22 protein-coding genes are annotated in these 21025 nt (G+C 67.0%); 10 read left to right on the forward strand and 12 right to left on the reverse strand.

What is annotated here, in order from left to right:
* Positions 1 to 30: 30 nt before the first annotated feature.
* The 4 genes from fabZ to SB4_RS05915 all read left to right on the forward strand — a co-directional run bounded on the left by fabZ (position 31) and on the right by SB4_RS05915 (position 2781).
* Positions 31 to 483: a 3-hydroxyacyl-ACP dehydratase FabZ gene (gene fabZ, locus SB4_RS05900; protein ID WP_058717901.1), complete on the forward strand. Its 453-nt coding sequence runs from the start codon at positions 31 to 33 to the stop codon at positions 481 to 483.
* Positions 484 to 602: 119 nt separating this feature from the next.
* Positions 603 to 833, forward strand: a complete 231-nt coding sequence (gene rpmE / locus SB4_RS05905) for a 50S ribosomal protein L31 (RefSeq protein WP_058717894.1) — start codon at positions 603 to 605, stop codon at positions 831 to 833.
* Positions 834 to 978: 145 nt separating this feature from the next.
* Positions 979 to 1293, forward strand: a complete 315-nt coding sequence (locus SB4_RS05910; RefSeq protein WP_058717895.1) for a PilZ domain-containing protein — start codon at positions 979 to 981, stop codon at positions 1291 to 1293.
* Positions 1294 to 1404: 111 nt separating this feature from the next.
* Entirely contained in the window at positions 1405 to 2781 is a 1377-nt protein-coding gene (locus SB4_RS05915) for an L-serine ammonia-lyase (protein ID WP_058751812.1), read from the forward strand.
* On the opposite strand, the gene SB4_RS05920 is transcribed toward SB4_RS05915, so the two are convergent.
* The 5 genes from SB4_RS05920 to SB4_RS05940 form a co-directional block, all read right to left on the reverse strand.
* Entirely contained in the window at positions 2782 to 3579 is a 798-nt protein-coding gene (locus tag SB4_RS05920; RefSeq protein WP_058751813.1) for a ThuA domain-containing protein, read from the reverse strand.
* Positions 3580 to 3750: 171 nt separating this feature from the next.
* Positions 3751 to 5310, reverse strand: a complete 1560-nt coding sequence (locus SB4_RS05925) for a DHA2 family efflux MFS transporter permease subunit (protein ID WP_058732643.1) — start codon at positions 5308 to 5310, stop codon at positions 3751 to 3753.
* On the reverse strand, positions 5310 to 6488 hold the full coding sequence (locus SB4_RS05930) for an HlyD/EmrA/EmrK family protein (protein WP_058751814.1): 1179 nt from the start codon (positions 6486 to 6488) through the stop codon (positions 5310 to 5312). The genes SB4_RS05925 and SB4_RS05930 overlap by 1 nt, the downstream gene beginning before the upstream one ends.
* Entirely contained in the window at positions 6485 to 7888 is a 1404-nt protein-coding gene (locus SB4_RS05935) for an efflux transporter outer membrane subunit (RefSeq protein ID WP_058751815.1), read from the reverse strand. Before SB4_RS05935 ends, SB4_RS05930 begins: the two co-directional genes overlap by 4 nt.
* The gene (locus SB4_RS05940) at positions 7885 to 8196 is read right to left on the reverse strand and encodes a MarR family winged helix-turn-helix transcriptional regulator (RefSeq protein ID WP_241488498.1); all 312 of its coding nucleotides are present in this window, start codon (positions 8194 to 8196) and stop codon (positions 7885 to 7887) included. The genes SB4_RS05935 and SB4_RS05940 overlap by 4 nt, the downstream gene beginning before the upstream one ends.
* Before the next feature lie 18 nt (positions 8197 to 8214).
* Between SB4_RS05940 and SB4_RS20305 the strand changes: the two genes are divergently transcribed.
* Entirely contained in the window at positions 8215 to 8493 is a 279-nt protein-coding gene (locus SB4_RS20305) for a hypothetical protein (RefSeq protein ID WP_241488499.1), read from the forward strand.
* 7 nt (positions 8494 to 8500) lie between these two features.
* Here SB4_RS20305 and SB4_RS05945 read toward each other — a convergent pair whose 3' ends face one another.
* Positions 8501 to 9139: a tetratricopeptide repeat protein gene (locus SB4_RS05945; protein ID WP_058751817.1), complete on the reverse strand. Its 639-nt coding sequence runs from the start codon at positions 9137 to 9139 to the stop codon at positions 8501 to 8503.
* A gap of 240 nt (positions 9140 to 9379) precedes the next feature.
* On the opposite strand from SB4_RS05945, the gene SB4_RS05950 reads away from it, so the two are divergent.
* Positions 9380 to 10066, forward strand: a complete 687-nt coding sequence (locus SB4_RS05950; RefSeq protein WP_058717058.1) for an Npun_F0296 family exosortase-dependent surface protein — start codon at positions 9380 to 9382, stop codon at positions 10064 to 10066.
* 186 nt (positions 10067 to 10252) lie between these two features.
* Here SB4_RS05950 and SB4_RS05955 read toward each other — a convergent pair whose 3' ends face one another.
* From SB4_RS05955 to paoA, 4 genes are all read right to left on the reverse strand, one after another.
* Positions 10253 to 11614, reverse strand: a complete 1362-nt coding sequence (locus SB4_RS05955) for a cation:proton antiporter (protein WP_058751818.1) — start codon at positions 11612 to 11614, stop codon at positions 10253 to 10255.
* 284 nt (positions 11615 to 11898) lie between these two features.
* Positions 11899 to 14109 (reverse strand): aldehyde oxidoreductase molybdenum-binding subunit PaoC, encoded by a 2211-nt coding sequence (gene paoC / locus SB4_RS05960; protein WP_058751819.1) that lies wholly within the window; start codon positions 14107 to 14109, stop codon positions 11899 to 11901.
* Positions 14106 to 15056, reverse strand: a complete 951-nt coding sequence (locus SB4_RS05965) for an FAD binding domain-containing protein (RefSeq protein ID WP_058751820.1) — start codon at positions 15054 to 15056, stop codon at positions 14106 to 14108. The genes paoC and SB4_RS05965 overlap by 4 nt, the downstream gene beginning before the upstream one ends.
* A complete protein-coding gene (gene paoA / locus SB4_RS05970; RefSeq protein ID WP_082670008.1) occupies positions 15053 to 15703 on the reverse strand; it encodes an aldehyde dehydrogenase iron-sulfur subunit PaoA in 651 nt (216 codons plus the stop codon). Before paoA ends, SB4_RS05965 begins: the two co-directional genes overlap by 4 nt.
* Positions 15704 to 16030: 327 nt before the next feature.
* On the opposite strand from paoA, the gene SB4_RS05975 reads away from it, so the two are divergent.
* The 4 genes from SB4_RS05975 (at position 16031) to SB4_RS05990 (ending at position 18739) form a co-directional block, all read left to right on the forward strand.
* Positions 16031 to 16411: a hypothetical protein gene (locus SB4_RS05975; RefSeq protein ID WP_153006092.1), complete on the forward strand. Its 381-nt coding sequence runs from the start codon at positions 16031 to 16033 to the stop codon at positions 16409 to 16411.
* A gap of 135 nt (positions 16412 to 16546) precedes the next feature.
* Positions 16547 to 16759, forward strand: coding sequence for a cold-shock protein (locus SB4_RS05980; RefSeq protein WP_058717052.1), 213 nt, complete (start codon positions 16547 to 16549; stop codon positions 16757 to 16759).
* Positions 16760 to 16835: 76 nt separating this feature from the next.
* Positions 16836 to 17045, forward strand: coding sequence for a hypothetical protein (locus tag SB4_RS05985; protein WP_058732650.1), 210 nt, complete (start codon positions 16836 to 16838; stop codon positions 17043 to 17045).
* A 77-nt stretch (positions 17046 to 17122) separates the two neighbouring features.
* Entirely contained in the window at positions 17123 to 18739 is a 1617-nt protein-coding gene (locus SB4_RS05990) for a DUF5597 domain-containing protein (protein ID WP_058751822.1), read from the forward strand.
* Here the strand turns inward: SB4_RS05990 and SB4_RS05995 are convergent.
* The gene (locus SB4_RS05995) at positions 18730 to 20331 is read right to left on the reverse strand and encodes a sensor histidine kinase (protein WP_241488500.1); all 1602 of its coding nucleotides are present in this window, start codon (positions 20329 to 20331) and stop codon (positions 18730 to 18732) included. The two genes, SB4_RS05990 and SB4_RS05995, sit on opposite strands and share 10 nt — an antisense overlap.
* On the reverse strand, positions 20310 to 21017 hold the full coding sequence (locus SB4_RS06000) for a response regulator transcription factor (protein ID WP_058751823.1): 708 nt from the start codon (positions 21015 to 21017) through the stop codon (positions 20310 to 20312). The genes SB4_RS05995 and SB4_RS06000 overlap by 22 nt, the downstream gene beginning before the upstream one ends.
* Positions 21018 to 21025: the final 8 nt, after the last annotated feature.

The following is a 21025-nucleotide window of genomic DNA, read 5'->3' on the forward strand; positions in this document are numbered from 1 at the left end:
AGCCCTGTGAGCGAGACGGAAAAGACCACCATGGGCCCGCTCGATATCGGGCGGGTCATGGCGGCCCTGCCGCACCGCTATCCGATGCTGCTGGTCGATCGTGTCGAGGAAATCGTCCTCGACACGTCGATCCGCGCGGTGAAGGCGGTGACGATCAACGAGGGCTTTTTCCAGGGGCACTTCCCCGGCCGTCCGATCATGCCGGGGGTGCTGATCGTCGAGGCGCTGGCGCAGGCCGCCGGTGTTCTGGCGGTGGAAAGCCTGGGCCTCGCCGGGTCGGGCAAGCTCGTCTATTTCATGGCGATCGACGGCGCCAAGTTCCGCAAGCCTGTGGAGCCCGGCGTCCTCCTCCATCTGGAGGTCGAATTCGTCCAGAAGCGGTCGAGCGTCTGCAAGTTCGCAGGGGTCGCCAAGATCGACGGCGTGACCGTCGCCGAGGCGAATTTCACCGCGATGATCGCCGATCCGCCCAAGGCCGCCTGATCGAACGCTTCGCCTACGGGCGGGGCGTTCCTGCACTTTGACTAAGGGCGCGCGGTCCGCTATGGGCCGCGCTTCCCGTTTCCAGGCTGGTCGGAACCAGCCATTTTCGGAGCATTATCATGAAGACCGATACGCACCCCGACTATCACATGATCAAGGTCCAGATGACCGACGGCACCGTGTTCGAGACCCGCTCGACCTGGGGCAAGGAAGGCGACACGATGCAGCTCGACATCGATCCGCTGGCGCACCCGGCCTGGACCGGTGGTCGTGGCTCGCTGCTGGACACCGGCGGTCAGGTCGCGCGCTTCAACAAGCGTTTCGGTGGCGGTCTCACGCTCCGCAAGTAATCGGCTCGCCCCTCGGGTGAACGACAAAGGGCCCGGTGCTTCCTTCGCGAAGCGCCGGGCCTTTTTGCGTCGAGTGCGAGTGCATGACGAAAATTTTCAAAATGCGGTTTGCGGTCCATTAACCAGCGCTGTGCAACATAGCCTCATGTTTGCCGCCGAATTTGAACCCGCCGAATATACCAACCGCCGCCGCGCCCTGCGGAAGGCCGCGGCGCTCGATACCGAAATGGATCGAGGCGGGCTGTCCCGGGCCTTGTGCCGGGTGCTCGACATCTCGGTTCATGGTGCGCGGCTCCAGACCTATACCTCGCTCCGGCGCGGCTCGGACATTTGGTTGCGCCTGCCCCAGGTGGGCGAAGTCGCCGCGCATGTCGTCTGGGCCACCGACTTCGCCGCCGGCTGCCAGTTCGAAAAGCCGCTGGCACCCGAGGCGTTCGAGATCCTCGCGCCGCTGACTTGATCGGGGCGGCGGGCTGGTCAGCCCCGCACGGTTGCGCTACGCAGTGGCAAAGCCGTAACAAATGGAACCATCTTGACCTTGCCCGTCACCCCCGCGACTGCGCCCGCAACCATGTTGCCGCGCAGTGAAGACAGCGTTGCGGCCGTCAGCGTGACCGAGCTGTTCACGATCGGCATCGGCCCGTCCAGCTCGCATACGGTCGGCCCGATGCGCGCCGCCAAGGCCTTTGCCACCGAGATGCTCGACACCGGCCTGGTCCCCGATCGGGTGCAGGCGGAATTGTTCGGCTCGCTCTCGCTTACCGGGCGCGGGCACCATAGCGACCGCGCGGTGCTGCTCGGCCTGGCGGGCGAGACGCCCGAGACGGTCGATCCCGACGCGATCGAGGCGATGCTGGCCGAGATCGCCGAAACGGGGCGAATCGCCCTCGACGGGCGGCATGTGATGCCGTTCGACTATGAGGCGGACCTGCTGTTCCGCCCTGGCTTCCTGCCCGCACATCCCAACGGCATGGTGTTTACCGCTTTCCTGCCCGACGGCAGCGCGGTCGTCCGCCGCTTCTATTCGATCGGCGGCGGCGCGATCCGGATGGAAGGCGCCGAGCCGATGCGGACCAACCGGCGGCTTGCCCATCCCTTTGCCTCGGGCGCGGAATTGCTGGCGCGGACGGCGGAGACCGGCCTGTCGATCGCCCAGATCGTGCGCGCCAACGAAGCGGCCTGGCGCGAGGATGCCGAGACCGACACATTTCTGGACCGCGTGCGCGACGCGATGTGCGGTGCGATCGAGCGGGGCTGTGCCGCCTCCGGCATCCTGCCGGGCGGGTTGAAGGTTCAGCGGAGGGCGCAGGCGATTCGGCAGAAGCTGCTCGACCGGGGCCCGCGCACCGACCCCAGCCTGGTGTTCGAATGGGTCAGCCTGTGGGCGCTCGCGGTGAACGAGGAGAATGCGGCGGGTGGCCGGGTCGTCACCGCGCCGACGAACGGCGCGGCGGGGGTCATCCCGGCGGTGCTGCGCTACTACGAGACGTTCGTCCACGGCGCGACCCGCGACGGCGTGCGCACCCTGCTGCTGACGGCGGCGGCGGTGGGGATGCTCTACAAGAAGCGCGCCTCGATCTCGGCGGCGGAGATGGGCTGTCAGGGCGAAGTCGGCGTCGCCTGCTCGATGGCGGCGGCGGGGCTGGCGGCGGCGCTGGGCGGAACCCCGGCGCAGGTGGAGAACGCGGCCGAGATCGGCATGGAGCATAATCTCGGCCTGACCTGCGACCCGATCGGCGGGCTGGTGCAGATCCCGTGCATCGAGCGCAATACGATGGGCGCGATCAAGGCGATCAACGCCGCCTATCTGGCGCTGCATGGTGACGGCAACCATATCGTCAGCCTCGACCAGGTGATTGAGACGATGCGCCAGACCGGCGAGGACATGAAATCCCAGTATAAGGAAACCAGCCTCGGCGGTCTCGCGGTCAACGTCGTCGAGTGCTGATCACGTCCCCGCCGCCCAGCGGATCGCGTTGGCCAGGATGCGGTGATAGTCGGGATCGTCATAGAGTTCGGGCTCATGCCCCAGCGCTGAATAGAAGACCCGGCCCTTGGTGCGCGGGTTGATCCACATGATCGGGTGGGTTCCCATGCGCAGGCGCTCGCCGGGACGGTAGCTCGCCTCGTCCAGCTGGGCGAGGACGGTCATGCCCTTGGTCGCCGGATTGCTATCGAAGCTGTACCACTCGTCGCGGGGCGTCCAGGGCGTCTTCACCCCGGCCATGATCGGGTGGCGCGGCTGGACGATCTCGACCCGGGCGGGCTGGATATGATCCGCGCCGTTCGGATGGCCGGTGAAGGTCGTGCCGATGATCGTGTCGACATACCAGGGCGAAGTATGGCTGTTATCGCCCGCCGCGTGCAGCGCGACCACGCCGCCGCCACGCGCGACGAAGCGGGCGAGGGCCGCCTGTTGCTCCGCGGTCATGAATTCGCCGCTGGCGCTGTTCAGGACGACGACCGAGAAATGGGAGAGCTGGTCGTCGTTGAAGACGGCGGCATTCTCGGTGGTGAAGCTGGGACGGCCGAGCCGCTTGGCGATGTCGGCCAGGACGGCGTTGGAATGCGGGATATGCTCGAAATGCCGCCAGCCATTGGTCTTGGAGACGATCAGCACGCCATGCTTCAATCCTGCGGGCAGGGCGGGGGCGATTGTGTCGACCACCTTGGGCGGCAGATGCGGGTCGGACGGGGCTTGGGCCACCGCGACCAATGCGATCATCACCAGTGTTTTCAACATCATCCGTCTCCCTTTTCGGCGAGCGTAGCAAGCTGCCGGGTAAGGGCAATGCATTCCTCCCCTGTAAGGGGAGGGGGACCATGCGAAGCATGGTGGAGGGGTGTCCCGGCTGATGGTGACACCCCTCCGTAAGTCCTGCGGACTGCCACCTTCCCTTACAGGGGAGGAATTGGCTTAGTCCGCCGCGATCGGGCCGTCATGCGGTTTGGGTCGCCGGGTAAACCAGGTCAGCCCTGCCAGCACGATGCACAACCACGCCGAGACGTAGAAGATGTCGGTCGAGGCCAACAGATAGGCCTGGCCCACCATCTGCCGCGTGACGGCCGCCGCCGCCTGGGTATCGGTCAGGCCCAGATGGTTGAGCCCCATCCGCGCCATCTGCCACACCGGGTTCTGGCCGATCGCCTCGGACAGATGCGCCTGGTGCATCGCCTCGCGCCGGTCCCACATGGTGGTGGTCAGCGACGCGGCGAAGCTGCCCGCCGTGATGCGCGCGAAGTTCGAGATGCCCGTCGCCGAGGGAATGCGATGCTGCGGCACGCCGTCGAGCGCGATGGTCAGCATCGCGAGGAAGAAGGTGCTCATCGCAATGCCCTGCACCATCAGCGGTAGCACGAAGTCGCTGAAGCTCGCCTGGGTATTGAGCCCCGAACGCATCCAATAGGAAACACCGAAGGCGGCAAAGGCGATGGTCGCCATGATCCGCGCATCGACCTTGCCCGACAGGCGCGCGACGACCGGGGTCAGGACCACTGCGACCGCGCCGCTGGGCGCAGCGACCAGGCCCGCCCAGGTCGCGGTATAGCCCAGCTGCGTTTGCAACCAGAGCGGCAGCAGCAGCGTGTTGGCGAAGAACACCGCATAGCCCAGGCAGAAGGACAGGGTGCCGATGCTGAAGTTGCGGCCCTTGAACAGCGACAGGTCGACCGCCGGATTGGCGTCGGTCAGCTCCCAGATCAGCCAGGCGATGAAGCCGACGATCGCGATCACCGTCATCACGACGATCCGGGTCGAATGGAACCAGTCGTCATTCTTGCCCAGGTCGAGCATCATCTGCAGCGCACCGACCCAGACGACCAGCATGATCAGTCCGACCTTGTCGATCGGCAGGTTGCGCGTCGGTGTTTCGCGGCTCGACAGCCCGCGCCAGCACACGCCCGCACAGAATAGGCCGACCGGCACGTTGATCAGGAAGATCCAGCTCCAGTGATAATTGTCGGAGATATATCCGCCCAGGATCGGCCCCATGATCGGCGCGACCAGCGTCGTCATCGACCAGATGCCGAGCGCGGTTGAGCGCTTCTGCGGCGGGAAGATCGAGATCAACAGCGCCTGGCTGCCCGGGATCATCGGCCCGGACACCGCGCCTTGTAGCACGCGGAAACCGATCAGCGAAGACAGGTTCCACGCGATGCCGCACAGGAACGATGCGATGGTGAACAGGAAGACCGAGACGCAGAAGGTGCGCACCACCCCGAACTTGCCCATCAGCCAGCCGGTCAGCGGCACCGCCACGCCGTTGGCGACGGCGAAGGCGGTGACCACCCAGGTCGAATTATCCGAGCTGACGCCCAGATTGCCCGCGATGGTCGGCAGCGAGACGTTGGCGATGGTCGAGTCGAGCACTTGCATGAAGGTGCCGAGCGCCAGCGCAAAGGCGATCAGCGCCAGCGGCGCGCCTTTCAGCGGGGCGGGGCCATCCCCCGCGCCCGCCTGAGCGGGGGCCCCGGCCATCAGCGGTTCGCCGCGATGATCTGCGCGATCCGGGCTTCGATCGCCGGATCGTTACCGTCGGTCGCGCGCGTCTGATAGGCTTGGGTGGCGGCGGTGCCGATACGCGGGCCGTTCTGGTCGGCGGTGTCCACGGTGACGGTCGCGGACAGGCCGACGCGCAGGGGATTCTGGCGCAGTTCGTTGGCATTGAGCCCGATGCGCACCGGCACGCGCTGGACGATCTTGATCCAGTTGCCGCTGGCATTTTGCGGCGGCAAGAGGGCGAAGGCATTGCCGCTGCCCGCACCCAGGCCGATGACCTTGCCGTGATAGACGATCTTGCCGCCATACATATCGGCGGTGATCGTCGCGGGCTGGCCGATGCGCAGGTCGCGCAGCTGGGTTTCGCGGAAATTGGCGTCGACCCACAGCCGGTCGAGCGGCACTACCGCCATCAGCGGGGTTCCGGCCGCGACCTGCTGGCCCACCTGCACCGTGCGCTGGGCGATGACCCCGTCGATGGGCGCGGTGATGTGCATATGGCTGCGCATGATGGCGGCGCGGCGATAGGCGGCGATCGCGGCAAGCACCGCCGGGTTTGTGTTGACGTCGGTGCCCTGCACGGCGGTCCGCGCCTGCGCGGCCTGGGCCCGTGCAAGTGCCAGGTTGGCGGTGGCGACCTTGACCGCATCAGCGGCGTGCGACAGTTCCTCGCCCGACACCGCGCCTTCGGCGGCGGCACCCTGGCGGCGGGCATAGTCGGCGCGGGCACGGGTCAGCTCGGCCTGGGCCTGGACGATGGCGGCGCCGCTCTGGTTGACCTTGGTGAAGTCGGCACGGGTTGCGCGGACCGCGCGCGCCAGCTCGGCCGCGGCGGACGCCAGGCCGACATCGGCGGTCGCGGGGTCGAGGTCGAGCAGCGGAGCGCCCGCCTTCACCGTCTGGGTATTGTCGGCATGGATGGCCAGCACCGTACCCGGATCGCGCGCGGTGATCGCCACCACGTCGCCCGCGACATAGGCGTCATCGGTCTCTTCCTCGGGCTTGGCGAGCAGGAAGTGGAACACCGCCCACACGATCGCGGCCACGACCACGACGACCGCCAGGACGATCAGGCCGGTCTTGCGCGCCTTGGGCTTGCCACCGTTCGGAGCCTGGGTTGTGGGAGCGGTGGGGGAGGCGGCTTCGGTGTCGCTCATTGCGTGATACCCTGCGAAGAAGAGGAGAAACCGCCCCCAAGGGCGACGGCCAGCGCGATGCGCGCCTGGACCGCATCGGCGGCGAGATTGGCGTCGGCCTGATCGGCCTCCAGCTGGCGGATGTCGGGGTCGATCAGCCCCAGCTGCGATTGCAGGCCGCTCGACACCCGGATGGCATTGAGGCGGCGGGTTTCGGACAGGCCGCGCACCACCTCGGCTTGGCGGGCGCGTTCGGTGGCGAGCGTCCGGCTGCGCGTCACGGCATCGGCGGCCTCGCGCACCGCGCCGACGATGCGGTTGTTATAGTCGGCGGTGGCGAGGTCGAGCGCTGCGGTCGCGCCCGCCAGCCCGGCGCGCAGCCGTCCGCTGTCGAAGATCGGCAGATGGAGGGCGGGGCCCGCCCCGATCGTGCCCGCATCGGCGGTGAACAAATTGCCCAGCCCGACCGCCTGCAAACCCGCAAACGCCATCAGGTTGACGTTGGGTAGGAAGGCCTTGCGCGCCACCTCCTGTCCCTTGGCGGCGGCGTCGATCCGCGCGAGCGAGGCGGCGATGTCCGGGCGGCGCGACAGCAGGTCGGCTGGCACCGTGGCGGGAATGGGAAGGGCTGCGTCAAAGGCGATATGGGTCGGCGCGATGGTCGCCGGATAGTCCAGCCCGCGTCCGGCCAAGGCAGCCAGCGCGTTGCGCGACAGGGCGGCCTGCGCCTCTGCCCGGGCGAGCGCGACCCGTGCCTGGGCCAGCAGCGTCTGCGCTCCGGCGGCGTCGATCTGGCTGGCGAGCTGATGCCGGATGCGCGTCTGCACCAAGCCCAGCGAGCGGGTCCGCGTGTCGATCGTCTGGCGGGCGATCGCCGCCTGCCGCTCGGCCCGGGCCAGCTCGACATAGGTCTGGGCGACCGACCCGGCGAGCGCCAGCCGCGCGGCCGTCACGTCGAGCGCGGCGGCGCGGGTCGAGGCGCGTGCGGCGTCGATCGCGGCGGCCTGTCGCCCGAACAGGTCGATGGTCCAATTCAGATTGGCCTGGGCCTGGCCCAGCCACTGCATCGTGCCCGCATAGGGCGGCGGAATGATATAGCGGCCCGAGAAGCGGTTATACTGCTCCTGCGCATCGAGTGTGGCGGAGGGGCCGTTATCTGCGCGGCGGCTGGCCAGCACCGACTCCGCCTGCCGCAACCGGGCCAGCGCGATGTCGAGCGAGGGGTTGCCCGCCAGTGCGTCACTGACGATCCGGTCGAGCTGCGGATCGCCCAGCCCCCGCCACCAGTCGGCGGCGACCAGCGGGGCCTGCGCCTGGCCCAGGCCGAGCGTTTCCGGCGCTTTGGGCGTCACGCTAGGGTGCGCCTGTGGCACCGAACAGCCAGCCAGCAACAGGCCGGTCAGAAGGGCGAAACGCTTCATGCGACGGTCTCCAGGGTGTTGCGCAGGCGCAGGAGGTAGCCGAGGAACCGGGCGACGTCCTCGCCTGGCCAGTCGGCCATCCAGTCGTTCCACTGGGCCATGACCTTTTGCTTGCAGCGGTCGGTGACGACCCGCCCCGCCTCGGTCAGCGACAGGCGAACCACGCGGCGATCGGTGGTGCAGCGCGACCGATCGATCAGGCCGCGTTCCTCCAGCGTATCAAGAATGCGGGTCGTCGCGCCGGTGTCGTGGCACAAATGGCGCGACAGCTCGGCCGCGGTGCCGCCCACGCCATAATGCAGCGCCATCAGGGCGCTCCACTGGGTATGCGTGACCTCTTCGTCGGCGAAGACCGGTTCCAGCCCGATCCGCGCAAGCTGGAAACAGCGTTTCGTCAGATAACCGACGGAGCGCTCGGGGTCGAAAGGATCTGGATCGGACAGGGATATATCGCTGCCATGGCAATCATTGCCTTAGCAGTCAATTCTTGTTGCGATCATGGCATGATTTTCATGATCGCTCTCTCAAGCTGGGCTTTTCGGGGCCACAAACGAAAGCGGCGTGAAGGGCCTATGCCGCCCACGCCGCTCAAGATTCCCGATTAGAAACGGACTATTTTTCCGTTTTGTAGCGTGGCTGTACGCGTCCCGCCTCGTCAGCGGCCTGACGGATCAGCTGGACATTGCGCTTGATCGAAGCGGCCAGGGTGGTGCGGATCGCCTCGTCCGCATCCGATCCTGCCGGAACCTCGCGCAGCAGCTGCAGCCATTCGCCGATGGCCTCGTCATGCTGGCCCTTAAAGTCCTTTTCCATTGCGAAGTAGAAGCGCGCCCGCGGATCGCGCGGGTCGAGGGCCAGCGCCTTGCGGAAGGCGTCTGCGGCTCCTGCGGGCAGGCCGACGCGCTCGGACTTGGTCGTCTGCATCAGCGTTTCGCCCAGCGCCGACCAGGCCAGCGGCTGGTTGGGGTCGATGGCGAGCGAGGCGCGATAGGCGGCCCCCGCCTCGTCGAAGCGACGCTTGGCGAGCAGGGCATCGCCCAATTCCTTCTGCGCGGCGGCGCTGCCCGGTGCCTTCGCGGCGGCGGCCTGGGCCGCGCCGGGATCAGCGGCCGGGGCCGGACGCTCGACGAAGACCGGCGTCGGTGCGGCCTTCTCCACGGGGCGGCGCAGCAGTCCGCGCGCGGTGATGGCCAGGATGATGAGCACGAGCACGGCGCCCGCAATGACGAGGAGCTTCTTGCGGCGTTTCATGGATCATCCCTGCTGCTGGCGTCGGACGGGCCTATCACCCGATCGACCTTGAGATAGGGTAAAAGCCGATCGGGAGCGAGGGGCCTGTATGATCCTGGGACAGTCGTCGGAGCGATCCGAACCGTATCGGGACGATATGAACCGTATTGGGACTCGGTCTTGCGGATCAACTATGGTGCTGACGCGCTCTATCCCCCATCACAGGATGCAGATGAACGTTTATAGCGGTCAGGGAGACTGATGGTGGCTGGTATTGCAAAGATGATGGCTGTGGCGGGTATCGTCGCCGGTGCCATGGTGTCGACCGCCGCAAGCGCGGGCACCTTGACCTCGGTCGCGGGCGACCAGACGCCGCGCGCCGGTTCGGTCACGGTCGATTTCAACAGCAACGGCACGCCGGGGCAGACGAACCTGCCTAACGGCTTCTCGCTGACCGGCGGCGGCCTGCTGACGACCGGTTCGGCCAATGGCTGGTCCGCGCCGCTTGGTGACACCACCCAGTATCTGATGGTCAATGGCGGCAAGAGCGCCACCCTGAGCACCGGCGGCCAGGGTTTCGATGGCGTCAGCCTCTACTGGGGTTCGGCCGACTCGTACAACACGCTGTCGATCCTCGACACGGCGGGCCAGGTCATCAAGACCATCACCGGCCTCGACTTTGCCGCGCCGGGTGCGGACGCCTTGTTCAGCAATCCCAGCAGCCCGAAGTACAACCAGTATGTCACCTATACGCTGGACAGCTTGACCGGCCAGAAGATCGGCGGTCTGAAGTTCGCGTCGGGGCAGGCCGCGTTCGAGCTGGATAACGTGTCCTTCTTCAACACCGCGCCTACCTCGGTGCCGGAGCCTGCCACGCTGACCCTGTTCGGCGCGGGCATTGGTGGTCTGATCGCGGCGTCGCGTCGTCGTCGCAAGAAGACCGCCTGAGATCGGGCATCCGGAAATCCGGTCGGTTGCGGCTGGGTCTGACGGACGAGAAAGGGTGGCCGAGGCCGCCCTTTTTTGTGCCCCTCGTTCGGGGCGGGGGAAGGGCCGCTCGGTAGATCATGTCCGAACGCAAAGAGCCCCGTCGTCACGGATGGGGACGGCGGGGGCTCGAAGACGCCAAGGCGCTCAGACGGCGGCGCTGTTCAGCGTCTCCATCTCGCCCATTACGCGCGCTTTGCGGCCATAGACGAACTCGAAGAGCGGGCTGGCCATCATCGTGGTGACGATCGCCATCAGCACCAGCATCGAGAAGAGCGTCGGACCGATAATCCCTTTTTGCAGCCCGATATTGATGATGATCAGCTCCATCAGTCCGCGTGAGTTCATCAGCGCGCCGATGCCCATGGCGGTGCGATTGTCCTCGCCGCAGACGCGTGCCGCCAGATAGCAGGCCCCGAACTTCGCGGCGATCGACGCAGCCAGGATGCCCAGCGCGATCAGCAGCAGCGGCACCGAATTCACCATGTCCATCCGCGTGTTGAGCCCGGAATAGGTGAAGAACATGGGCAGCAGCAGGACGACCGCCAATGGTTCGACCTTCTTCTTCAACTCGGTCACGAACAGCCCGCGTGGCATGAACACGCCCAGGATGAAACCGCCGAAGATGCCGTGCACGCCGATCGCGTCCATGATGAAGGCGGAGGTGCAAAAGGCCATCAGCGTGACGGCCAGCACCGTGGTCGACATCTCGCCTTTGGCCTCGACCGCGCGGCCGAGCGGCGCGAGCAGGCGGCGGCCGAACAGGCTGAGCAGGCCGACATAGATCACCGCCCCGCCGATCGCCAGGATCGCGACGCCGGGCCCGCCGCCGAAGGTCGCCAGCACGATGGCAAGCACACACCATGACGCGGCATCGTCGAATGCGCCCGCCGCCAGCGACAATGTGCCCAGCGGACTGTTGGCCAGCCCCCGCTCGTTGATGATCCGCGCCAGCATCGGAAAGGCGGTCAGCGCGATGCATGCGCCCATGAATAGGGTGGCATTGGCCTGGCTGATCCCGGCGGCGAACAGGCCGGGCACCGTCAGCAGCATGGGGGTAATCGCCACCGCGATCAGGAAGGGCGCGAGTACGCCCGAGGCGGACACCGCCATCGCGCTCTTCGCCTTGGACTGGAAATGATCGAGCCGCAGCGTCAGGCCGACCAGGAACATGTAGAGCGCCACGCCCAGCTGCGATCCGGCATACAGGACGTTGCGGGTCTCCTTAGGAAAGATGGCACCCTGGAGCTCGGGGAAGAACAGCCCCAGCAGCGAGGGGCCCAGGACCACACCCGCGATCATCTCGCCGACGACGGGCGGCTGCGCCAGGAAGCGTTGCCCCACCCAGCTGACGACGCGACAGGCCAACAGGATCACCGCCAGTTGCAGGAAGAAGTGGATGCTGTAGTCGCCGGGCACATAGCTGGCCGCGGCGCCCGCCGTGGCGGGCCCGTGCGGTGACAGGATGCTACCGGCCGTCTTCCAGAAACTGTCGATCGCGTCGTTCATATGGTGATCGTCCCCTCCATGCTCCCGACGGCATGACCGATCGGCGTCGCGATAGCGAGGGCAAGCGGCATCATCTTGCAATGGGAATGTGCGGACGTGGAGCGGATTTCCGACCATTTTCACCGCACTGTGTTTCGCATGCTACGAAGAGACGGCGGGTTTGCGGCGACGGAGGCGCTAACCTGTTGCGGTTTGACCAAGATATCGGCGGCAACGAGCGGCCGGTGCGAATCGATGCCTCACCCCTCCCGCCCGCCTGGGCAGGGGGAAGGGTGAGGGGCCCATCAGGCGATGGCGGGCAACTTGTCCAGGTGCTTCTCCAGCGTCAGCGGATAGTCGCGGATACGCACGCCGGTCGCATTGTAGACGGCATTGGCCACCGCCGCGCCGACGCCGCACAGGCCGAGCTCGCCGACACCCTTGGCCTTCATCGGATTGGCCTTGTCATCGGCTTCCTCCAGGAAGATCACTTCCTGATGCGGAATGTCGGCATGGACCGGCACTTCATACCCCGCCAGATCATGATTGACGAAAAAGCCGAAGCGCTTGTCGACCGCCAGTTCCTCCATCAGCGCCGAGCCGACGCCCATGGTCATCGCGCCGATCATCTGGCTGCGCGCCGCCTTCGGGTTCAGAATGCGCCCGGCCGCACAGACTGCCAGCATCCGCCGCAGGCGGGTGACGCCGGTATAAAGGTCCACTCCGACCTCGACGAAGTGCGCGCCGAAGGTGGAGAGCTGATAGGTCTTGTCGAGTGTGCCGAATTCGATCCTGTCCTCGGCGGTCAGCGGACCGGCGGAAGCCGCATCGCGCAACTTTACCGATCGATTGCCGCCCGTGACCTGGCCATCGGCAAAGGTCAGGTCGGCCGAGTTGAAGCCCAACCGCTGCGCCACTGCCTCGCGCAGCTTGACGCAGGCGGCATAGACGCCCGCCGTCGCATTGGCCGCGCCGAACTGACCGCCAGAGCCCGCCGACACGGGATAGTCGCTGTCGCCCAAGCGGACGTCGACGGCATCCATCGGCAGGCCCATCATCTCGGCGGCGGTCTGGGCGATGATCGTATAGCTGCCCGTGCCGATATCGGTCATGTCGGTTTCGACGAGGATGCGCCCGTCCTTGCCTAGCGTGACCCGCGCCGCCGACTTCATGTTCATATGGTTGCGGAAGGCGGACGCCACGCCCATGCCGACCAGCCAGCGCCCGTCACGGACCTGGGCGGGCTTGGCGTTGCGCTGCGACCAGCCGAAGCGCTGTGCGCCTTCTTCCAGGCAGCGGACGAGCTGGCGTTGCGAGAATCGGCGCTTGGGCTTTTCGGGATCGACCTGGGTGTCGTTCTTTACGCGGAAGGCGACCGGGTCCATCCCCAGCTTTTCCGCCATCTCGTCCATCGCGATTTCCAGCGCCATCATGCCCGGCGCCTCGCCCGGCGCGCGCATCGCATTGCCCTCGGGCAGGTTGAGCACGGCCAGCCGCATCGAGGTCAGGCGGTTCGGCCCGGCATAGAGCAGCTTGGTCTGGTTGACCGCCGTTTCCGGCCCGCCGCCGGGCAGGTCGCCAGATCCGCTTTCATGCGCGATCGCCTGGATCGCGCCGTCCTTGGTCGCGCCGATGCGGATACGCTGGGTCGTCGCGGGGCGGTGGGTGGCGTTGTTCGCCATCAGCGGCCGCTGCATCGCGACCTTGACCGGACGGCCCGCCGCCTTTGCCCCCAGCGCCGCCATGACGGCATCGGCGCGCAGGAACAGTTTCCCGCCAAAGCCACCACCGACATAAGGCGAGATCAGCCGCACCTTCTCCTTGGGCAGCCCCAGCGTCTTGGCCAGATCGCCATGGCCCCAGGCGATCATCTGGTTGGAGGTCCAGACGGTCAGCTTGTCGCCCTCCCACGATGCGATCGAGGCGAAGGGCTCCATCATCGCATGGCTGTGGTCGGGCGTCGTGTAGGTCGCGTCCAGTTTCACCGGCGCGGCGGTGAAGGCGCTCTCGAAACTGCCGGTCCGGTCTTCCTTGCCGGGCTTGCCCTCTTCGCCACCGGTCAGCGGAGCGGACTTCAGGCCCTCGGCCAGGTCATATTGTCCCTTGCCGCGCTCATAGTCGATGCGGACCAGCCCGGCGGCGGCGCGCGCCTGCTCGAAACTCTCCGCGACGACGATCGCGACCGCCTGATGATAATGGTCGATGTCGGGGCCGCCGAGCAGCTTGACCGTGTTGAAATTGCCCTTGCCGAGCGGGCCAGCGTCATTGGCGGTGACGATCGCCAACACGCCCGGCGCGCCGCGCGCATCGTCCAGGTTCATCGACCGGATACGCCCCTTGGCGACGGCGGCGCCGATGATCCAGCCATAGGCGGCGTTGGGTGCCTCCTTATGATGCTCATAGGCGTAAGCGGCCATGCCGGTCGTCTTGCGCGGACCGTCGATCCGGTCCTGCGCACGGCCGACCACGGTCATGCGGTCGATGGGATTGGTGCCCGCAGGCTCGGTGAACTTCATGCGGTCCTCGCCTGGTTGATCGTCGCCGCCAGCGTTCGTTCGACGAGCGGCAGTTTATAGGCATTGTCCTCGGTGGGCCGGGCATCGGCGAACAGCGTCGCCGTCACTGCCTTGGCCCCCTGCGGCATCGCGGCCTCGGCAGCTTCGATCCGCCAGGGCTTGGGGGCGACCCCGCCGACGGCGACCCGGCCCGAGCCGTCCTTCTGGATCACCGCCGCGACCGACACGAGCGCAAAGGCATAAGACGCGCGGTCGCGCACCTTCTCATAGATATGCGTACCGCCGATCGGGCGGGGCAGGGTGACGGCGGTGATGAGCTCGCCGGGTTGCAACGCCGTCTCGATATGCGGTGTGTTGCCGGGCAGGCGGTGGAAATCGGCGATGGGGATGGCGCGGGTCTGGCCTTGCGGGTTCACCGTCTCGACCACCGCGTCGAGCACCCGCATAGCGACGTTCATGTCGCTGGGGTTGGTGGCGATGCAGTCGCTGCTCGATCCGATCACCGCCAGCTGGCGCGAATAGCCGCCGATCGCGCTGCATCCCGAACCGGGCTTGCGCTTGTTGCAGGCCATGTTTGTGTCATAGAAATAGGGGCAACGGGTCCGCTGGAGCAGATTGCCCGCCGTCGTCGCCTTGTTGCGCAGCTGTCCACTGGCCCCCGCGACGATGGCGCGCGATAGCACGCCGTAGTCGCGCCGCACCCGCTCATCGGCGGCGAGCGCGGTGTTGCTGACAAAGGCACCGATGCGCAGACCGCCTTCCGGGGTCTTGTCGATCTTGTCGAGGCCCGCGTCCTGAATGTCGATCAGATGCGTCGGCGTCTCGACCTCGATCTTCATCAGGTCGAGCAGGTTGGTGCCGCCCGCCAGGAATTTCGCGCCGGGCTTGGTGGCGGCGCCGGCGGCCGAGACGGCATCCTTTGCGCGCTCATAGGTAAAGGGCTTCATGCCTTGGCTCCCGCAACCTCGGCCATCGCGTCGGCGATGTTGGAATAGGCGCCGCAGCGGCAGATATTGCCGCTCATCCGCTCGCGCATTTCCATGTTGCTGGCCTGGGGCCTGGCGGTCAGGTCGGCCTGGACATGGCTGGGGACGCCGCGCTTGATCTCGTCGAGCACCGCCACTGCCGAGCAGATCTGGCCCGGTGTACAGTAACCGCACTGATAGCCGTCGTGGCGCACGAACGCCGCCTGCATGGGGTGCAGTTTCTCGGGCGTGCCGAGCCCCTCGATGGTGGTGATGCTGTCGCCCTCATGCTGGAGCGCCAGGGACAGGCAGCTATTGATCCGCTGCCCGTTGGCGATCACCGTGCACGCCCCGCACTGGCCATGGTCGCAACCCTTCTTGGTGCCGGTCAGGTGGAGATGTTCGCGCAGCGTGTCGAGCAGGGTGGTGCGCGGATCGAGCGAGAGTTTGCGGGTCTGGCCGTTCACCTTCAGCGTGACGGGCATGGCAGAGGGATCGGGTGGCATGACACTCTTTCTGCTCTGGGCCCCGAGGGCAGCCGAGGCGGGGGAGGACGCGGCCATGGCGGTCGCGGCGCTGCCGACGATCACCCCACGGCGCGATACCGAAAATTCGCTGCGATCGGCCAATGGTCTGGCTTCCTTTCACCTTGTCCCGAGCATCCGCTGCGGCGCGCGCCCTTGCAAGCGCAGTCGCTCGGTCAAAGGGAGGCACCATGGCGGTGACTTTCATGAAACGTGTGTAATGGCTTTTGGTGGCGGCAAAATATATCCTGGGATAAATTTCGTCGCGAAACCGATTCCGCGCGACGTCGAAAGGGCGACCTGTTAGCGTTGCCCATCGCCGGTTTGGGTATCGCAAGCGCTGGTGACTGAGAGACATTGTGCTCCCGCTTGTTGCGCCGGAGCCCCCGTCTTGATCCTTGCCCCACCTTGCCGCCCCTCGGGGCGATGCGCATGACGCATATGTTAATCACCCCCGCCGAACAGGCCCGCGCCTATCGCGCGCTGATGGACGGCATCCGCGTCGTCGAGGAGCGGATCGCGCCGCTCTGGGCGACCCCCGCCAGGGCGCTGTCGCAGCGCCGGCGGACCGTGCGGGCCCGGGTGACCGCCAATGGTTTCCGCGAGCTGGACGTGCTTCTCGCGCATTGGGTGGGCATCGTGGCGATGCGTCCCGTCCGCATGGTCGAGATCGATCATTGGCGAGAGGCGGATGCGGGCGACGATCGGGCCAGCGGCGGCTTCACCTGCGCCGAAATCCTGCGCATCGCGGCCGAATATCGTTGCGCCGCGCCATTGCCCGCCGGGGCCACCGGTTGCGGTCTGGCGGCCTGATCCCCATATTGATCTGGCTTTAGTCGCACATCGACGGTTTTTGGCGCCTGGCACGCCCCTTCTTCCTTCTTTCCCTGCAGTCGAGGCCCCATGGGTCCGCTGATCCGGCAGACCCGCAATGGAAGGAAGATCTCCATGAGCCAGAACGGAACCGTCAAGTTTTTCAATGCCGACAAGGGTTATGGTTTCATCACGCCCGATACCGGCGGCGCGGATGCGTTCGTGCACGTTACCGCGGTCGAGCGGGCGGGCATGATCACGCTGCAGCAGAACCAGCGTATCGGCTATGACCTGGAACAGGATCGGCGCGGCAAGATGGCGGCGGTCAACTTGCAGACCGTCGACTGATCCCCGGGCGGGGACAGGCCGGGTCATCCGGCGGCTCCCCGCCACCCTTTGCCATTCTTGCGCGAAAGGCATGACCATGCGTGACTCCGAACTCTTCCAGCAGCGCGCCAATGAGTGCCGCGACCAGGCCGCGACGACCGATCTCGCCAATGTGCGCGAGCGTTGCCTGCGCTCCGAGGCGGCCTGGGCGGCGATGGCGCAGCGGTCGCTGCGCACCGAGGCGGCTCGCGACGCCCGCGCGACGACCGACGCGCTCCGCCTGATGGAGACCGAACAGGCGGCCTGACGCCGCTTCGTCCGTCACAGCCCTGTTGCCGCGCAACGCCTTCCCGTGCACAGACTGTGCAAAAGGAGGGGGATGCGATGCGCTTGGCGATCATAGGGGCGATAGTGACGCTTGGGCTGGCGACGCCGCTGGCCGCGCAATCGACCGAGGTGCCGCACATCGTCACCCGGGCGGGGCGGCACGCCTTGCTGGTCGATGGGCAGCCGTTCCTGATGCTGGCTGCGCAGGTCAACAATTCCAGCAACTATGCCGCCGCGCTGCCGCAGGTCTGGCCGGTGCTGGACCGCATCCATGCCAACACGATCGAAATCCCCGTCGCCTGGCAACAGATCGAACCAGTCGAGGGGCAGTTCGATTTCACCTTTGTCCAGACCCTGCTCGATCAGGCGCGCGCGCGTGACAAGCGCGTGGTCCTGCTGTGGTTCGCCACCTGGAAGAATACCTCGCCCGGCTATACGCCCGATTGGGTAAAGCTCGACAATCGCCGCTTCCCCCGGATGAAGACGCGCGAAGGCAAGGATCATTATGCGCTGACCCCGATGGCGCGGACCACGCTGGAGGCCGACAAGCGCGCCTTCGTACGGCTGATGACCTATCTGAAGGAGCATGATCCGCAGAACACGGTCATCATGGTCCAGCCCGAAAATGAAGTGGGCAGCTATCGCAACCCGCGCGACTATTCGGCGGCGGCGCAGCGCCTGTTCGAGCAGCCCGTGCCCGAGGCACTGACCCGCAAGCTGGGCAAGCCGCGCGGCACCTGGACCATGGTGTTCGGCGCGCAGGCCGACCGCGCCTTCAACAGCTGGTACACCGCGCGCTACATCAACGAGATCGTCGAGGCGGGCAAGGCGGTGAAGCCCCTGCCCATGTACGTCAACGCGGCGCTGGCGGGGCCGTCCAACGTGCCCGATCCCGACGGCGTGGCGAGCGGCGGGCCGCAGCAGGACGTGCTCGACATCTGGAAGGTTGCCGCCCCCGCGATCGATGCCGAGGCCCCCGATATCTATGACCGGGCCAGCCGCAATGTCGGCCTGTATCTCGATGCCTATGCCCGGCCCGACAACCCGCTGCTGGTGCCGGAGATCGGCAATGGCCGTGAATTTGCGCGCTATTTCTACGAAGCGCTGGGGCACGGCGCGATCGGCTTTGCGCCGTTCGGCATGGATGACACCGGCTTCTTCAACTATCCGCTGGGGGCCAAGGCGCTGGACGACAGCACGCTCGATGCCTTTGCCGGGCCTTATGGCGCGGTGGCGGGGGTGATGCGCGACTGGGCCAAGGCGGCGTTCGAGCATCCGACCTGGGGCGCGGCCAAGCCCGATGACGGCGGCGACCGCGAGACGGTGCTGGGCGACTGGCGTATCCGCGCCGAGTTCGGCCAGTGGCAGTTCGGCGAGAAGAGCTGGACCTGGCTCAAGTCCGAACCCGCTCCTTGGAAGGCCGAGTCGGTCGGCGGCATGGCGGTGGTCCAGCTGTCGCGCGACGAATTCCTGATGGTCGGCGACCATGTCCGCACCCGCTTCGAGCCTGCGGTCCCCGATCCGAAGGCGATGATCGTTCGGATCGAGCAGGGGCATTTCACCGATGGCCGCTGGGTGATGGACCGCATCTGGAACGGGGACCAGACCGATTACGGCATCAACATCGTCGACCGGCCGGTCGTGCTGAAGGTGGTGATGGGCCGCTATCGCTGAGGCGCGGGCAGGGTGAGACGCATGGTCGTCCCCTGTTCGACATCGGCGAGTTCCAGCGTTCCGTCCGCCCCGGCGAGCAGCGCGCGGGCGATCGACAGGCCCAGTCCTGTGCCGCCGCTCGTCCGGCGCGAGGTGAAGAAGGGCTCGAAGATCCGGTCCCGGTCGCCGGGCGGAATGCCGCCGCCATTATCGATCACGTCGATGACGACGCGATCCGCCGCCTCGACTCGGATGGTGATCGTATCGGCCCCGGCTTGACCGGCATTTTCGATCAGGGTCGTCAGGATCGCTTCCAGCGTCTCCGGGGTTATTAAGGCCAGGACCTTGGGGGGATCGGCTTCGACCGGGATTGCCACACCCTGTCGCCGGTGTGCATCGGCGAGTTTCAGCGCGACGCCGACGACATCGCTCTCGCCCTCCGTTGCTACCGCCATGTCCGCGCGCGCCAGATCGAGCAGACGCGAGACGAGCAAGGTCAGCCGCCCGGCATCGGCATTCGCATTGGCCAGGAAGCGGCGACGCTCGGCATCGGACATGGTGGCACCGTGATCCTGCAACAGCTCGATCGCGCCACGAATGCCCGTCAGTGGCGTCTTGAATTCATGGCTGACCGCATGGGCGAAGTTGCGCAGGTAGAGCGAGCGGGCCTCGATCGCCTCGGCCATGGCGGCGAAGTCGCGGTAGAGGTCCTGGATCTCGGTCGCCGCCGTGGCGGGTATCGCGGGCACGGTGCCGCGCCCCGCCGCCACGTCGCGCGCGGCGTCCTGCAACTCCTCGATCGGCCGCGCGATGCCGCGCGACAACAGGCCCGAGAGCAGGATCAGCGTACCCAGGATCGCAGCCACGCCGATGACGATCTTTCCCCAGTCCTGATAGAGCCCGACGAACAGTGACCGCGCCGATCGCGATAGCAGCAGGACGCCGACCACCCGTCCGTCGACCAGGATCGGTCGCGCATAATGGACCCGAGTGGCGGCGGCGCGCGAAAGCCAGTCGAAGCGGAAGATCGCCCGGTAGCTCGCATTGCGGCGCAGAACGGTACGGGGCAGACCCGCCAGCGCGGCGGCGACTTCGGGCAGCGCGGCATAGCTTCCCTGTGCGGCTGATCCAGTAACGATCCTCCCGTCCCGGTCGAGCAGGATGATCGAGGCGAGGGTCGCCTGGCGGGTGACGGCCAAGACCGGCGACAGGCGCGTGGCGGCGGCTCGCGCATCCGGGCTCGGCGCGCCAGCAGCTTGGGGCAGGGGCCGTTCGGGCAGGATCGGCGTCGCGCTCAGGTCGACGGCGGTGGCGACTGCGCCGCCATAGGGGCCGCTCGTCTCGGCGGCGAAGCGGATGACGGGGCGTCCCGGCGGCGCGGCGGGCCACAAGGCGGCGGCGCTGGCGGCGAGTGCGGCACCTTGCGCCTCCAGCTCCGCCTCGGTCTGGCGGACCAGCGTGTTCTCATAGACCCGCAAGGCCACCGCGCCGACACCGGGCAGCGCGGCGACCAGAAAGAAGCTGGCGAACAGATAGGTACGAAGCGACAGGCGCGGCCAGTGGCGCTTGGCCCAGGCCTTTAGCCGCGCGATCACGCCGCCCCGCCGCTGCACGCTCCCAGCCGGTATCCGATCCCGGCGCGCGTCTCGATCAGGTCGGTGCCGCCGCGCTCGGCGAATTTGGCGCGAAGGTTGCGGATATGGCTGTCGATCGTCCGGTCGGTCACGGCAAAACCGGGACCGTGCAGCCGGTCGATGATCGCCTCGCGGCTGAACACCTTGGCGGGCATGACGGCGAGCGTGCGCAGGATCGAGAATTCGGTGACGGTCAGCGGCACCTCCGCCCCCGCCCAGCGCGCCTGCCACCCTTCGACATCCAGGGCCAGGCGGCCATGGTGGATGACCGCGCCCGCCGTCTCCACCTGCGGCGGATGGGCATGGGTGCGGCGCAGGATCGCCATGACCCGCGCCACCACCTCGCGCGGGGAAAAGGGTTTGACGACATAATCGTCCGCTCCCAGCTCGATCCCCAATACCCGGTCGATCTCGTCATCGCGCGAGGACAGGAACAGGATCGGCGTCTCGCCACCCGCCCGCAGCCGCCGACAAACCTCCAGCCCGTCCATGCGCGGCATGTTGATGTCGAGCACCACGAGGTCGGGCGCGTGCCGCGCCACCTCGGCCAGCGCCGCTTCGCCGTCCGCTGCCTCGATCGTGTCGAGCCCCGCCTTGCCGAGCGCGAAGACCAGCAGCTGGCGAATATTGGGATCGTCATCGGCGACCAGGATCGTGCGGGGCATGGGGCATA

The organism is Sphingomonas sanguinis (assembly GCF_001476905.1).
In the GTDB taxonomy this organism is placed as follows: domain Bacteria; phylum Pseudomonadota; class Alphaproteobacteria; order Sphingomonadales; family Sphingomonadaceae; genus Sphingomonas; species Sphingomonas sanguinis_B.